This is a genomic window from Herbidospora cretacea (genome assembly GCF_001570605.1).
Classification (GTDB): Bacteria; Actinomycetota; Actinomycetes; order Streptosporangiales; family Streptosporangiaceae; genus Herbidospora; species Herbidospora cretacea.
In genome coordinates this window covers 111,467-125,755 of the sequence record NZ_BBXG01000004.1, presented here as the reverse complement: position 1 = coordinate 125,755, position 14,289 = coordinate 111,467, and the positions used below count along the sequence as shown (strand labels likewise).

Annotated in this window: 13 protein-coding genes; 4 read left to right on the top strand and 9 right to left on the bottom strand. The window is 72.4% G+C overall.

The annotated features are described in order from the left end of the window. Nucleotides 1–38: 38 nt before the first annotated feature. Nucleotides 39–1,040 (bottom strand): ABC transporter permease, encoded by a 1,002-nt coding sequence (locus AW270_RS08705; RefSeq protein WP_061292645.1) that lies wholly within the window; start codon nucleotides 1,038–1,040, stop codon nucleotides 39–41. A gap of 296 nt (nucleotides 1,041–1,336) precedes the next feature. Continuing rightward, entirely contained in the window at nucleotides 1,337–1,831 is a 495-nt protein-coding gene (locus AW270_RS08700) for a hypothetical protein (protein WP_061292643.1), read from the bottom strand. 205 nt (nucleotides 1,832–2,036) lie between these two features. Here AW270_RS08700 and AW270_RS08695 point away from each other — a divergent pair, with 205 nt between their 5' ends. Beyond that, complete coding sequence (locus tag AW270_RS08695) at nucleotides 2,037–3,122, top strand: helix-turn-helix transcriptional regulator (RefSeq protein ID WP_061292641.1); 1,086 nt, start codon at nucleotides 2,037–2,039, stop codon at nucleotides 3,120–3,122. Here the strand turns inward: AW270_RS08695 and AW270_RS08690 are convergent. Beyond that, entirely contained in the window at nucleotides 3,119–3,769 is a 651-nt protein-coding gene (locus AW270_RS08690) for an HAD family hydrolase (protein WP_061292639.1), read from the bottom strand. The two genes, AW270_RS08695 and AW270_RS08690, sit on opposite strands and share 4 nt — an antisense overlap. Before the next feature lie 119 nt (nucleotides 3,770–3,888). On the opposite strand from AW270_RS08690, the gene AW270_RS08685 reads away from it, so the two are divergent. The 3 genes from AW270_RS08685 (at nucleotide 3,889) to AW270_RS08675 (ending at nucleotide 6,152) form a co-directional block, all read left to right on the top strand. Then, nucleotides 3,889–4,746 (top strand): PAC2 family protein, encoded by an 858-nt coding sequence (locus AW270_RS08685; protein WP_061292637.1) that lies wholly within the window; start codon nucleotides 3,889–3,891, stop codon nucleotides 4,744–4,746. A 186-nt stretch (nucleotides 4,747–4,932) separates the two neighbouring features. Beyond that, nucleotides 4,933–5,136, top strand: coding sequence for a hypothetical protein (locus tag AW270_RS08680; RefSeq protein ID WP_061292635.1), 204 nt, complete (start codon nucleotides 4,933–4,935; stop codon nucleotides 5,134–5,136). A 482-nt stretch (nucleotides 5,137–5,618) separates the two neighbouring features. Next, on the top strand, nucleotides 5,619–6,152 hold the full coding sequence (locus AW270_RS08675) for a hypothetical protein (protein ID WP_061292634.1): 534 nt from the start codon (nucleotides 5,619–5,621) through the stop codon (nucleotides 6,150–6,152). Here AW270_RS08675 and AW270_RS08670 read toward each other — a convergent pair. The 6 genes from AW270_RS08670 to AW270_RS08645 are packed head-to-tail and all read right to left on the bottom strand — an operon-like array spanning nucleotide 6,065 to nucleotide 14,258. Then, nucleotides 6,065–6,853: a sirohydrochlorin chelatase gene (locus tag AW270_RS08670; protein WP_063819145.1), complete on the bottom strand. Its 789-nt coding sequence runs from the start codon at nucleotides 6,851–6,853 to the stop codon at nucleotides 6,065–6,067. The genes AW270_RS08675 and AW270_RS08670 overlap by 88 nt on opposite strands. Continuing rightward, the gene (locus AW270_RS08665) at nucleotides 6,850–8,034 is read right to left on the bottom strand and encodes a uroporphyrinogen-III synthase (protein ID WP_061292632.1); all 1,185 of its coding nucleotides are present in this window, start codon (nucleotides 8,032–8,034) and stop codon (nucleotides 6,850–6,852) included. The genes AW270_RS08670 and AW270_RS08665 overlap by 4 nt, the downstream gene beginning before the upstream one ends. Next, a complete protein-coding gene (gene nirD / locus AW270_RS08660; RefSeq protein ID WP_061292631.1) occupies nucleotides 8,031–8,378 on the bottom strand; it encodes a nitrite reductase small subunit NirD in 348 nt (115 codons plus the stop codon). The genes AW270_RS08665 and nirD overlap by 4 nt, the downstream gene beginning before the upstream one ends. Then, on the bottom strand, nucleotides 8,375–10,789 hold the full coding sequence (nirB, locus tag AW270_RS08655) for a nitrite reductase large subunit NirB (RefSeq protein WP_061292630.1): 2,415 nt from the start codon (nucleotides 10,787–10,789) through the stop codon (nucleotides 8,375–8,377). The genes nirD and nirB overlap by 4 nt, the downstream gene beginning before the upstream one ends. Continuing rightward, complete coding sequence (locus AW270_RS08650; protein WP_061292628.1) at nucleotides 10,786–12,189, bottom strand: FAD-dependent oxidoreductase; 1,404 nt, start codon at nucleotides 12,187–12,189, stop codon at nucleotides 10,786–10,788. Before AW270_RS08650 ends, nirB begins: the two co-directional genes overlap by 4 nt. After that, the gene (locus tag AW270_RS08645) at nucleotides 12,186–14,258 is read right to left on the bottom strand and encodes a molybdopterin oxidoreductase family protein (RefSeq protein WP_082801412.1); all 2,073 of its coding nucleotides are present in this window, start codon (nucleotides 14,256–14,258) and stop codon (nucleotides 12,186–12,188) included. The genes AW270_RS08650 and AW270_RS08645 overlap by 4 nt, the downstream gene beginning before the upstream one ends. Nucleotides 14,259–14,289 lie beyond the last annotated feature (31 nt).

The window sequence follows — 14,289 nt, the reverse complement described above, 5'->3', positions numbered from 1 at the left end:
CCCTTGTTGGTAGGAGCCGGGGGAACAGGGATAAAGGATCAGCGGCCCGACCGTGGGTCGAGCGCGTCGCGCAGGCCGTCGCCGAAGAGGTTGAAGGCGAGCACGGTGATGAAGATCGCCATGCCGGGGAAGAACATGAAGTGCGGAACGGTGTAGTACTTCGTGGCCGCCGCGAGCATGCCGCCCCAGGTCGCGGTGGGCGGCTGGATGCCCACCCCCAGGAACGACAGCGCGGCCTCGAAGAGCACGTTGGTCGGGATCAGCAGCGTCGCGTAGATCAGGATCGGCGCGATGAGGTTCGGCAGGATCTCCCGGAACAGGATGTACGGGCCCCGCGCGCCCAGGCTCCGCGACGCGTCGACGAACTCTCGTTCGCGCAGCGACAGGGTCTGGCCCCGGATGATGCGGGCGATGTAACCCCAGTTGAAGAAGCCGATGACGAAGATCAGCAGCAGGATGCGGAGCGTGTCGCCCTTCACCTGGAGCTGCGTCTCGAACTGGCCGAGCACGCCCACCAGCGCCATGGCGAAGACCAGGACGGGGAAGGCGAGGAAGACGTCCATGAGCCGGCTGATGATCGTGTCGACCCAGCCGCCGAAGTAACCGGCGATGACGCCCATGGTGGTGCCGATGACCACCGACAGGAGGGTGGCGAAGAACGCGATGAGCAGGGAGATCCGGGCGCCGTACACGACCCGGCTGAACAGGTCGCGGCCGTTGACGGGCTCGACCCCGAACAGGTAGTCCCAGCTGATGCCGGTGCCGCCCTTGGGCGTCATCGTCATCGTGTCGATCATGTCCTGGTTGAACTGGTTGGGCGGATGGCCGAACCAGCCGACGATCAGCGGCGCGAAGATGGCGACGAGGATCAGGAAGATGATGACGCCGGCACCGGTGAGGGCGACCTTGTCACGCTTCAGACGCATCCAGGCGATCTGGCCGAGCGACCGCCCCTGGATCGCCTTCGCGCCCGCTCCCTCGGTAACGGACTCCGGAGTGGCTTTCAGCTCGCCACCGGAGACGTCAAGTGGTGCGGTCATGCGTTGGGCCCCCTGGGTTCCAGACGACGTTGTGCCGACGGGAGCACGACGCGTCCGGAGCGCTCCCATGTGGATGCGACCCACAGGGTGAGCGGGTCTCGGAGGCAGAATCTATGTGCTGATCTGCGTAAACAAGACCCAGTAGGCGCTATGTGGCCCAACTGTGATTCACGCGAAACTCATTCGTGTTGATCTTGAAGAGAATGTCGGAGTCCCGTTTCGGTTCTGTCGCGGAACTGTGACATTGCACTGATGAGTAACTTAGGTCTCGCTATGCGAGATTTCCCGAGCCCGGCTCAATTGATGCCGCGCTTCTTCAAGATGTCCTCGATGTCGGAGAAATCGTCGTTCTTGGCCTCGACGGGCTGGGCGGGCCGAGCGGCGGGCCGGCTCATCGGCTTGGTGACGTCGGCCGGCCGGCCGGGCGCGGTCGTCGTCACGGCCGCGGGCTCCGTCTTCCCCGTCTTCGCCCTGCGGCCGACCCGGAGCGTACGGCCCCGCAGCACCCCCGACACCAGGAACAAGATCACGGACAGCCCGGCCAGCGCAACCCCCGACCACACCATGGGCGAGAGCACCAGCCCGGTCACGAAACCGACGATCGAGCTGACGATGTTCCAGATCGTCTTCAGCGCCCCGGTCAGGTAAGCCGCCAGCGGCAGCAGCGCCCACGCGGTGGCCCGCAGCCCCGCCGCCGCGCCCCGGCGCCGGAACGCGAAGAACGCGAACACCACTCCGGCGGCGGTCAGCGCCACGCACAGCGGCAGCCACGCGATCTGTTCGAAAGTCATTCCGGCCCCCTCAATCGTCCGGGGCAGATGCCCACGCCCTGATTTCCATCCTGTCACGCGGGTCTCCGGCGTGCGCTCCTCCCTGAGGAGGGCGCGACCCCTAGGCACTCCCCCGGGTTAGCCCTGGGGGACCGTGGGGTTCACTCGGATCCGCCCGGGCCGCCGTCTTCCTAACGTCGGTGGCATGTGGCCTTTCATGGGGCGTATGGCCGAAGTCGATCAGATCAGGGCGGTGGCCCGCGACGGGGGCGGGGTGCTGGTGGCGGGCCCGGCCGGGTCGGGCCGCAGCCGCCTGCTCACCGAGGCGCTCGCACCGCTGCGCTTCCTGCCCGTACGGGCCCGCGCGGTGGACGTGCCGTTCGGGGCCTTCGCCCACCTCTTACCCGAGCCCTCCTGCACACCGGTCAACCCCGTCGTCTGGGCCGCCCGCGCCCTCGGGCCGATCCCGCCGGTGCTGGCCGTCGACGACGCCCACCTGCTCGACCCGAGCTCGGCCGCGCTGGTCGCCCACCTGGCCGAGCACCACGGGACCACGCCGGTCCTCACCGCCAGGGCGGGGGCCCCGCTGCCGGAGCCGATCGCGGCCCTGTGGCGCGACGGCGCGCTGACCCGGATCGACCTGGCGGCGCTGACCGTCCGGGAGACCGGCCGCCTGCTCGCCGCCGCCCTGGGCGCGCCCGCCGAGATCGCGACGGTACGCCGCCTCCACCACACCACCGGCGGCAACCTCCGCCTCTTCACCGAACTGCTGCCGGGCACCGCGATGGTCCGCGACGGCGGGGTCTGGCGGTGGGACGGCGAGCTGACCCTGCCGCCCCGGCTGCGCCATCTCCTGGAGGCCGAACTGGCCGGGCTGACCCCGGCCGAGACCGCCGCGATCGACCTGGTCGCCCTCACCGAGCCGGTCGACCTGGACGTGCTGCTCGGACTGGCCGACCAGGCGGCCGTCACCCTGCTGGAACGGCGGGGCCTGGTCACCGTGGTGCGCGACACCTCTCCCCCGCGCGTGCGGCTGGCCTGCCCGCTGCACGCCCACGTGGTCCGCGAGCGGGCCACCGCGCTGGGCGTGCGCGACGGGCTCGCGCTGATCGGAGGGGCCACCCCCCGCGTCGAGGGGCTGAGCGCCCGCGAGGCCGAGGTCGCCCGGCTGGCCTCCTGGAACCTGACCAACCGCGAGATCGCCGACTGGCTGGTGCTGTCGCCCCGGACGGTCGCCAACCACCTGTGCCGGGTCTACACGAAGCTGGGCGTGAACAACCGGGCCGACCTGGCCCCTCTGCTCGCCGCCTAGATAAGAGTGCGGATGAACGGCAGGTCGACGTCGAGGAGCGACTCGACGACCGTGCGGCGGGGGGCCGCCGTGATCGGCAGCAGGTTGGGCACCGCGATGACGTGGCAGCCGGCGGCGGTGGCCGCGGCCACGCCGTTCGGCGAGTCCTCGCACACCACGGTGTGCCGGGGGTCGGCGCCGAGCAGGCGCAGCGCCAGTTCGTAGGGCTCCGGGTCGGGCTTGGTGCGGGACACGTCGTCGGCGGTGACCACCACGTCGAAGTGGTGGCGGCCGATCGAGGCGAGCACGGCGTCGGCCATCCGCCGCAGCGAGGCGGTGACCAGGGCGGTGCGCACCCCGGCCGCCTTGACCTCGGTGAGGAGCTCGATCGCGCCGGGCAGCGGCTCGACCCCCGACGCCAGCCGGGTCAGCATGCCGTCGAGGAGCCACTCGCCCACCACCTCGGGGGCGACGTCGGAACCGGTCAGGCCGAGCATGTAGGCGACCGTGGTGTCCCACGAGCCGCCGACCAGGCGCTCCTGGTGTTCGGGGCCCCACTCGCCGCCGAGCCGCTCGACGACCTCGGCCTCGACGAGGCCCCACACCTTCTCGGTGTCGACCAGCAGGCCGTCCATGTCGAAGAGGACGGCGTGCAGTTGTTCAGACATTGAAGTTCCGGCCTCGGGGAGCAGACGGCGTGTCGGGGGTAAAGCTTATCGGTGGCCACGGATAACGCTCGGGGGCGCACTGCAACTAGGCTGGCCCCACGACTATGTGAGGAGGCGGCTTGATCGAGCTCGAAGGGCTCCCTGAGCTCGTCGACCCGGTGCTGATCGCCGCGTTCGAAGGCTGGAACGACGCGGGCGAGGCGTCGAGCGCGGTGCTCGCTCACCTGGAGGCCGAGTGGAAGGCCACCCCCCTGGTGGAGCTCGACCCGGAAGACTATTACGACTTCCAGGTCACGCGGCCGATCGTGGAGCTGGGCGAGGGCATGACCAGGTCGATCACCTGGCCCACCACCCGCCTGCTGGTGGCCCGCCCGCCGGGCGCCAAGCGTGACGTCGTCCTGCTGCGCGGCATCGAGCCCAACATGCGCTGGCGCACCTTCTGCCAGGAGATCGTCGGCCTCTGCCACGAGCTCGGCATCGAGCTGGCCCTCCTCCTGGGCGCCCTGCTGAACGACTCCCCCCACACCCGGCCGGTGCCCATCGTGGGCTCGGTCAGCGACCCGGGCCTGGCCCGGGTGCTCAACCTCGACCTCACCAAGTACGAGGGCCCGACGGGGATCATCGGCGTGCTCCAGCACACCCTGGGCCACTCGGGGCTCCAGACCATCTCGCTGTGGGCCTCGGTCCCCCACTACGTCGCCCAGCCGCCCAACCCGAAGGCGACCCTGGCCCTGCTGAGCCGGGTCGAAGACCTCCTCGACATCCCGATGCCCTACGGCGACCTGCCCGAGGAGGCCCGCGCCTGGGAGACCGGCGTCGACGAGCTGGCCGCCCAGGACTCCGAGGTGGCCGAATACGTCAAGGAGCTCGAGGAGCGCAAGGACGCCGCCGACCTCCCCGAGGCGAGCGGCGACGCGATCGCGGCCGAGTTCGAGCGGTACCTGCGACGGCGCGACCGGGGCACCGACTCGGGCTGAGGCTCAGGTCAGCGGCGGCAGACCGAGGTTCATGGGGGAATGGCCGGCCGTCAGCGCGCGACGGTTCGAGACCCACGTCCGGTGGTCGGCCTACGTCGCCGTCGCCACCCCGGTCGCCGTTCTCCTCGCCGGGTCGTCGATCGCCGTGGTCGTGTTCACGTTCGCCCTCGTCGCCGGCTACTGCAGGTGCTGCGCGAGCCGCAGCGCGCCCACGTCGACCGGGCGGCGCTCGCGCTCGCCCGGGTCGTCCGGGAAGGGGTCACCAGCGTGCTGCGCCACTCGGCGGCCACCGAGGTCACGCTCACCACGACGGCCGAGGACGGCGGGATCCGCCTCGTGATCGCCAGCGACCGGACCCGGAGACGGACCCCGGTTCCGGGACGGGGCTGAAGGCGCTGTCCGAGCGGATCGAGGCGCTCGGCGGACACGTCACGGCCCGCCGCGAGGGCGACCGTTTCCTGCTGGAAGCCGTGGTCCCGGTGTGATCCTCGCGTGATCCGCATCCTGGTCGCCGACGACGATTGCAGTCGGCGGGCGAGGACTACGGCTGCCGGGTGGCGGCGAGCTGGGGGCGCGGGCCCGGAGAGGGTGCCGTTCGGGTGATCCACCTGTCCGCCGACCTGCTGGTGGCGGTCGCCGTCGCCGTCTGGGCGGGCATCCGGCGGAGCGGTCCGGGCTTGACACCGTGAGAATTCATCCGGTGGAAACCGGATGCTCAATTTCCTCGCACTTCATAGCCCCTGTGAGGTAATAATGAGCGCTTCCCTCCTCACAAGCGTCTTCTGTGGACTGCGCACACAAGGGCGAAAATGGTAACTCCCTCATCACAACCGCACCATTCCTCTCAGGAAACCCGTCGGCGTGTCCTCGACATGGCGATGCGGATGAAGACCGGCGGGCCGGCCATGAACGGTGAGCCGACCGGCGGGGCCACCCCCCAGATCCGGGGCACCACCCCGGCCCAGGCCGTGGAGACCTTTCTCGCGCTGCTGCAAGATCGGCTGCCCGGCTGGCTCCGGCTGCTCCACGAGCTCCGCCCGGGACACGGCGACGTGGGCGGGAACCTGCGGCCGGTCGCGCTGGCCGGGATCCACTACTACACGGAGATCCAGGCCGCCGCCCTGCCGGCGTTCGTGTCGCCGCTGCTCACGGTGCGCTTCCGGCAGGCCATGCGCGACTCGGAGCTCGGGCCCGAGGGCGAGGTGCTGCCGCTCGCGGCGTACCTGGCCGGCGAGCAGGAGCTCGGGCGGGTCAGGGCCGACGTGCACCCCGAGTCCAGCGCCCGGCTGCTGCTGGCCGGCTGCTTCCGGCACGCCTACTACGAGATCTTCACCGGCGCCGACTCCGAGCCGTCGCGGCCGGAGGCGGCCGACGCCATCGTCCGGGAGCTGCGCCTGGAACCCTGACCCGAGCCCTGACCCGAAACCTGACCCGCAGCCTGGAGCGCCTCGTCGTGGCGGTGCCAGACCAGAGCGGCCAGGTCGTCGTCGACGCCCAGCGGGGCGCTGACGACCTCGGCCCCGCTCTCGACCAGACGCGTGTGGAACAGGCCGGGGGCCAGCAGGTAGGAGGCCACCGCCGTCCGGGGGGCGGGGCCTGTCCTGATCGTGGCCAGGGCCCGGTCGATCCCCGGCTCGCCGGTCGACGCGAACGCGGCCGTCACGGGGCGGGCCAGGCGTACCGACAGGAGGCGGGCGGCCGCGCGGACGGCGGCGAGGGCGGCGGGGTCCGACGAGCCGGCCGCGCCCAGGATCACCGCGTCGCCGGAGCGGAGCCCGGCGGCGGCCAGCCGGCGGGCCAGCACCGAGGTCAGCAGCGGGTGCGGGCCCAGCGGGCCCGCGACGACCGCGTCGGGCCGCACCCGTGCGACCACCTCGGGCAGGTCGATGTGGACGTGGTAGCCCCCCGCGAGCAGCAGCGGCACCACCACGACCGGGCCCGCCACCTCGGCGAGCACCCGCTCCAGCGGCGGGTCGCTCAGCTCCAGGAAGGCCAGCTTGGCCGTCACCCCCGGGCGGGTCCGCCGCACCCGCGCGGCCAGGCCGGCGAGGACGGCGTCCCATTCGGCGCTGCGGGCGCCGTGGGCGGCCATCACGAGAGTCGTCACACGTCGTCCCGGTCGCAGGCCAGGCGGTAGCCGCGCTTGACGACCGTCTCGACGATGCCGCTCGGGCCGAGGGCGCGGCGCAGCCGGGTGATGGCCATCTCGACGGCGTGCTCGGCCGAGTCGCGGGACGGGCCGCCGGGCAGCACCATCCGCAGGTCGGCGCGGGCCACGACGTGTCCGGGCCGGTCGGCCAGCCGCTTCAGCACGGCCATCGGCGCCGGGGGCAGCGGCTTGAGGTCGCCGTCGACGACCACCGCGTGGCCCCGGATCTCCAGGTCGTGGCCGCCGGCGGTGAGCCGGGTGACGCTCTTGTCGGGCAGGTGCCGGGCCAGGGTGCGGGCCAGCGAGCCGAGCCGGGACCGGTCGGGCTGGATCACCGGCACGCCCTTGGCGACCAGCGGCTGCGCGGTGACCGGCCCGACGCAGGCCGCCACCACCGGCCCGCGGAAGGCCGCCAGCAGGGCGTCCTCCAGCCCGTCGGCGCGGGCCGCGTTGAGCATGGCGTGCACGGCCGGCGCGCTGGTGAACGCCACCGCGTCGATCGCCCCCGAGGCCGCCTGGCTGACCAGGCGGCGCAGCGGTGAGGTGTCGCGGTAGGGCAGCCACTGGTAGACCGGAACCTCGATGACGGTCGCCCCGGCGGCGCGCAGGTCGGCGACGAAGCCGTGCAGCGGCTCGCCGTGCAGCTGGATCGCGATGCGGCGGCCGTGCAGGTTCTGGGACAGCAGGTACCGGAGCACCTCCTCGCACGACTCGGTCGCCGGGGTCCAGTGGTCGGTGAGCCCGGCGGCCCGGACGGCGCCGCGCGCCTTGGGGCCGCGGGTGAGCAGCCGGGCGTCGGCCAGCCGGGCGGTCAGGTGGCTCGCCAGGCCCCAGCCCTCGGCCGCCGCCACCCAGCCCCGGAACCCGACGCCGGTGGTGACGACCACGTCGTCGACCGGCTCGGCGAGGCACTCGCGGGTGGCGCTCATCAGGTCGACGTCCTCGGAGAGAGGGACGAGCCGGATCGCGGGCGCCCGCACCACGCGCGCGCCCCGGCGTTCGAGCAGCGCGGAGAACTCCTCACGGCGGCGGGTGGCGGTGACGCCGATGGTGAACCCGGCCAGAGCGTTCGGCGCGGTCTCTGGTGACAGCCCCTCGGCCAGTGCGGCCAATTGCGCCTCTTCAAGTAGTGCGGTCATTTGACGCTCACCTCAACCATCCCCATGGTGACGCGAATCGGAAATATCGGAATCACAGTCCCGGGATCGTCCAGGCAGACCCCGCTGGTGAGCGAGAACACCTGTTTGTGCATCGGGGAGGCCACGGTGGGCTCCCCGTTCCTGGTGCCGACGATCCCCCGGGAAAGGACGTAGGCGCCGCTGAAGGGGTCCCGGTTGCCGATGGCGTACAGGGACCCGTCGTGGGTTCGGAAGACGGCCACCTGCTCTCCCTCGACGAGGGCGCAGGCGCCGCGCTCGGGCAGCAGGTCGGGAAGGGGACACACGGGCGTCCACACGCGCTGGGGCAGCGGCATCGTCGTCATCGGCTCGTCACCTGCAGGATCTCGGGCTTGATCTGGTCGCGCTCGGTGGTGAAGCTGATCGACGGGTCGGGCGTGCCGGGCGCGTTCACGAAGCTGACGAAGCGGCGCAGCTTCACCGGGTCGTCGAGGGTGGCGCGCCACTCGTCGGCGTAGGTCGCGACGTGGGCGGCCATCTGGGCGTCGAGGTCGGCGCAGATCCCCAGCGCGTCGTCCATGACGATCTCGCGGAGCCGGTCGAGGCCGCCTTCGAGGTTCTCCAGCCACGCGGAGGTGCGCTGGAGGCGGTCGGCGGTGCGGATGTAGAACATCAGGAACCGGTCGATCGTGCGGAGCAGGGTCGGGGTGTCCACGTCCTGGACCAGCAGGTCGGCGTGGCGGGGGGTGAAGCCGCCGTTGCCGCCGACGTAGAGGTTCCAGCCCTTCTCGGTGGCGATGATGCCGAAGTCCTTCGAACGGGCCTCGGCGCACTCGCGGGCGCAGCCGCTGACCGCCGACTTGAGCTTGTGGGGCGAGCGCAGGCCCCGGTAGCGCAGCTCCAGGTCGATGGCGAGGGTCACCGAGTCCTGGACGCCGTACCGGCACCAGGTGGACCCGACGCACGACTTCACCGTGCGCAGGGCCTTGCCGTAGGCGTGGCCCGACTCGAACCCGGCGTCGACCAGGCGCCGCCAGATGCGCGGCAGCTCTTCGACGCGGGCGCCGAAAAGGTCGATGCGCTGGCCTCCAGTGATCTTGGTGTACAGGCCGAAGTCGCGGGCGACCTCGCCGATCACGATCAGTTTCTCGGGTGTGATCTCGCCCCCGGGGATGCGGGGCACGATCGAATATGTCCCATTTTTTTGTAGGTTAGCCAGGAAATGATCGTTGGTGTCCTGGAGCGTGGCGTGCTCGCCCTCCAGGACGTGGCCGTTGTGCAGCGAGGCGAGGATCGAGGCCACCACGGGCTTGCAGATGTCGCAGCCCCGGCCGGTCCCGTGCTCGTCGATGAGCTGGGTGAACGTGGTGATCCCGCGCACCTGCACGATCGAGAAGAGCTCGGCCCTGCTGTACGTGAAGTGCTCGCACAGCCCGGTCCCGACGTCGACGCCCGACTCGGTGAGGATCTTCTTCAGCAGCGGGATGCAGCTCCCGCAGGTGGTGCCGGCCCGGGTGCAGGCCTTGATCCCGGCGACGTCGGTGAGGCCCTCGTCCTTGATGGCCGTGGTGACGTCGTTCTTGGTCACGCCGTTGCACGAACAGACCGGCGCGTCCCCCGGCAGCTCCACGGCGACCGGGCTGAACAGCAGGTCGCTCGGGGCGGCGGGCAGGGCCGCGCCGACGAACGGGCGCAGTGTGGCGTAGGGCGCGGCGTCGCCGACGCAGATGCCGCCGAGCAGGGTCGAGGCGTCGTCGCTGACGAACAGCTTCTTGTAGACCCCGGCGACCGGGTCGAGATAGGTGACGTCGAGCGCGCCCGTCATCGCGCCGAACTGGGCGACCTCCACGCCGAGCAGCTTCAGCTTGGTCGACAGGTCGGCGCCCTTGAACTCCGCCTGGCCGCCCATGATGCGGTCGGCGACGGTCTCGGCCATCGTCATGCACGGCGCGACCAGGCCGTAGATCTGGCCGTCGTGCAGCGCGCACTCGCCGATGGCGTAGATCGCGGGGTCGCTGGTGCGCATGCCGTCGTCGACCACGATGCCGCCGCGCTCGCCGACCTTGACGCCCGCCGCGCGGGCCAGTTCGTCGCGCGGGCGGATGCCGGCGGAGAACACCACGACCTGCGCCTCGATGAGGCCGTCGGGGGTGCGCAGCCCGGTGACCCGGGACTCCCCCTCGACGCACGCGACGCCGGAACTCGTGTGCACGGTCAGCCCGAGGGCCTCCACGTGCCTCTTCAGCACCGCGCCGCCGCCCTCGTCGACCTGGCGGGGCATCAGCCACGGGCTCATCTCGACGATGTGCGTCTCCAGCCCGAGCCCGCGCAGCGCGTCGGCCGCCTCCAGCCCGAGCAGGCCGCCGCCCACGACGACGCCCGCCGTGGCCCGCGCCGCCGACGCCCTGATGGCGTCGAGGTCGTCGATGGTCCGGTAGACGTGACAGCCGTCGAGGTCCCGGCCGGGGACCGGCGGCACGAACGGCGCCGAGCCGGTGGCCAGCACCAGCACGTCGTAGGGGATGGTGCCGTTGACCGTCTTGGCCTCGGGCTCGATCGACGTCGCCTTCACTCCCGTGAGGACCTCGACGCCCGCGACCGCGGGGTAGGCGAGGTCGCGGCCCTCGGTGAGGTAGGAGGTGAGGGCCACCCGGTCGTAGGCGCCCCGGGGCTCCTCGCCCAGGATCGTGACCGTTCCGGTGAAGCCCTTGGTCGTGAGCGTCTCGGCCAGCCGCTGCGCGGACGGGCCGTTGCCTACGATGAGAACGCGGGTCATGCGCTCGCCCCTTCCTGTTCGCACAGCCACTCCACGAGCCCGCCGACCGTTTCGGCGCAACTCCCACAGCCGGTGGTCGCCCGGGTCGCCGCCGCCACGGCGGCGACGTCACGCGCTCCGGCCTCCCAGCAGGCCCTGATCTGTCCCTTGGTCACGTTGTTGCAGCGGCAGACCTGCGCCGCGTCCGGCATGCGCACCGGGCTGGCGCTGACCGGCACCGCGCCGGACAGGGCCGGGAACAGCAGCCCGGCCCGGTCGGCGGGCAGCGGCCCGCCCCGGTCGAAGAGCTGGGTGAGCGTGCCGACCGCCGCCGGGTCGCCCACGAGGATGGCGCCGACCAGGCGGTCGTCGCGGATGACGAGCTTGCGGTAGGTGCCGCCGCGCCGGTGGGTGAAGCGGACGATCTCGGCGTCGGCGTCGGTCAGGTGGGTCTCGCCCATCGCGGCCAGCTCGACGCTCTTGGCCTTGAGCCGGGTGACCAGGCGCGACCCCCGGTAGCGGGCCCGCGCGTCGGCGCCGGTGATCAGGTCGGCCACGATGGCGGCCTGGTCCCAGCAGGGCGCGACCAGGCCGTAGACCTGGCCGTCGTGCTGGGCGCACTCGCCGATGGCGAAGATCGCCGGGTCGTCGGTGCGCATCTCGTCGTCCACCACGATCCCGCGTTCGACGTGCAGGCCCGCGTCGTGCGCCAGGGCGGTGAGCGGCCGGACGCCGCAGGCCGCCACGACCAGGTCGGCCTCGACGTGGCCGCTGGTCAGCTCGACCTTGCCCTCGGTGATCCCGGTGACCACGACGCCCGTCATGATCTCGACGCCGAGTCCTTCGAGGGTGTCGCCGAGCACCAGCCCGGCCTCGTGGTCGAGCTGGCGGTCCATCAGATGCCCCTTGACGTGGAGCAGCGTGACCGGCAGGCCCCGCCCGGCCAGGCCGCGCGCGGCCTCGACGCCGAGCAGCCCGCCGCCGATCACGACGGCCCGCCGGGCGCCCTTCGCCGCCGCGAGGATGCGCTCGCAGTCGTCCATCGTGCGGAACGCGATGGCCCGTTCGGCGCCGGGCACGTCCGGGACGACCGGACGGCTGCCGGTGGCCAGCACCAGCACGCTGTAGGGGGTGCGCCGCCCGTCGGCCGTCAGCACGCACCGGGTCTCCCGGTCGACCCCGACGACCTCGGTGCCCAGGTGGGCGGTGACGTCGTGGTCGGCGTACCAGGAGGGGGCGTGCAGGCGCACCTGGTCGGCCCGGGTGGTGCCGGCCAGCACGTTGGACAGCAGCACCCGGTTGTACGGCGCCCGCTCCTCCGCCCCGAAGACGGTGATCCGCGTCTTCCTGTCGCGGGCCCGGATCTCGCTGACCAGGCGGGATCCGGCCATGCCGTTCCCCACCACGACGATGCCCCTCATCGGACACCGCCGACGACGGCGAGGTTGACCGCGCACACCTTGAACTCGGGCATCCGCGAGACCGGGTCGAGGGCCGGGTTGGTCAGCCGGTTGGCGCCCTCCCAGTGGAAGGGCAGGAAAACGGTGTCGGCCCGGATCGCCGCGCTGATCCGGGCCGTCGCCTCGGTGACCCCCCGCCGTCCGGTGACCCTGACCAGGTCGCCGGGGCGGATGCCGAGATGGTCGGCCAGGTCGGGATGGAGTTCGAGGAACGGCTCGGGGGCGGCCTCGTTCAGGTCGGCGATCCGGCGGGTCTGCGCGCCGCTCTGGTAGTGGGCCAGCAGGCGGCCGGTGGTGAGGTAGTAGGGGTAGTCGGCGTCGACGTCCTCGGCCGGGGGCCGGTGGTCGACGGCGACCATCCGGGCTCTCCCGTCGGGCGTGGGGAAGCGGTCGAGGAAGATCCGGGGGGTGCCGGGGTGGTCGTCGGAGGGGCACGGCCAGAAGACCCCGCCCTGGGCGGCGATCTTCTCGTACGTGATCCCCGAGTAGTCGGCCGGACCGCCCGCGCTGGCCCGGCGCAGCTCGTCGAACACGGTGCGGGGGTCGGCCGGGAACGAGCCGCCCCGGCCGAGCCGGTCGGCCAGGCCGGAGAGGATCTCCAGGTCGCTCCGCACCCCCGAGGGCGGAGCGACGGCCCGGCGGCGCAGGGACACGCGCCCTTCGAGGTTGGTCATCGTGCCGGCCTCCTCGGCCCACTGGGCCGTGGGCAGGACGACGGTGGCCAGCTCGGCGGTGTCGGAGAGCACGAGGTCGGCCACGACCAGCAGGTCGAGCGCCGCGAGCCGCCCGGCGATGTGCCCGGAACGGGGTGCGGAGACCACCGGGTTCGAGCCGAACAGCAGCAGGCCCTTCGGCCCGTCGGCGGTGCCGAGGGAGTCGAGCAGCTCGTAGGCCGACTTCCCGGGGCCGGGCAGGTCGGCGGGGTCGACGCCCCAGACGGCGGCGACGTGGGCGCGGGCCGCCGGGTCGTCGATCTTGCGGTAGCCGGGGAGCTGGTCGGCCTTCTGGCCGTGTTCGCGGCCGCCCTGGCCGTTGCCCTGGCCGGTGACGCAGCCGTAGCCGGAGCCGGGGCGGCCGGGCAGGCCGAGCGTGAGCGCCAGGTTGATGTAGGCGGTCACCGTGTCGGTGCCCTTGGCGTGCTGCTCGGCGCCGCGCCCGGTGAGGACGACGGCGTTGCCGGCCTCGGCGAGCATCGCCACGGCCCGCCGCATGAGCGCGACCGGCACCCCGGTCACCCGCTCGGCGCGCTCGGGCCACCAGGCCGACACGCTGTCGCGGACCGCCTCGAAGCCGGTCGTCCGGGCCTCCAGATAGGCGGCGTCGGCGTGGCCGTCGGCGATGGCGATGTGCAGCAGCGCGAGGGCGAGCGCCAGGTCGGTGCCCGGCGCGTTCTGCAGGTGCAGCGCGGCCAGGCGGGCGGTCGCGGTCTCGCGCGGGTCGACGACGACGAGCCCGGCCGGGTTGAGGTGGCGCACGAACGGCGGCATGGTCTCGGCGACGTTGCCGCCCGCCAGCAGCACCGCCCCCGCCTCGGCCAGGTCGGTGATCGGAAAGGGCAGCCCCCGGTCGAGCCCGAAGGCGCGGTTGGACGCCGCGGCGGCCGACGACATGCAGAACCGGCCGTTGTAGTCGATCTGGCTGGTGCGCAGCGCGACCCGGGCGAACTTGCCGAGCAGGTAGGCCTTCTCGTTGGTCAGCCCGCCGCCGCCGAAGACCCCGATCGCGTCGGGGCCGTGGACGTCCTGGATGCGCGCGATCCGCTGGGCGGCGTACCCGAGGGCCTCGTCCCATCCGGCGGGCTCGCCGTGGATGAGCGGGGTGGTCAGGCGGTGCGGGGAGCGGAGCAGGGCCCCGGCCGTCCAGCCCTTCTGGCAGAGTCCGCCCTGGTTGGCCGGGACGTCCTCGCGCGGAGTGATCGTGCCTGCTGTGACGTGCATGCCGCACTGCAGGGCGCAGTACGGGCAGTGCGTGGCCGTCCCCTCGGGCAGCGGCGACATCACAGACGCCGGAGCGGAAAGTGAGAACGGCATGGGTCCGATGGTGCTTTCAGGGGGTTTCACC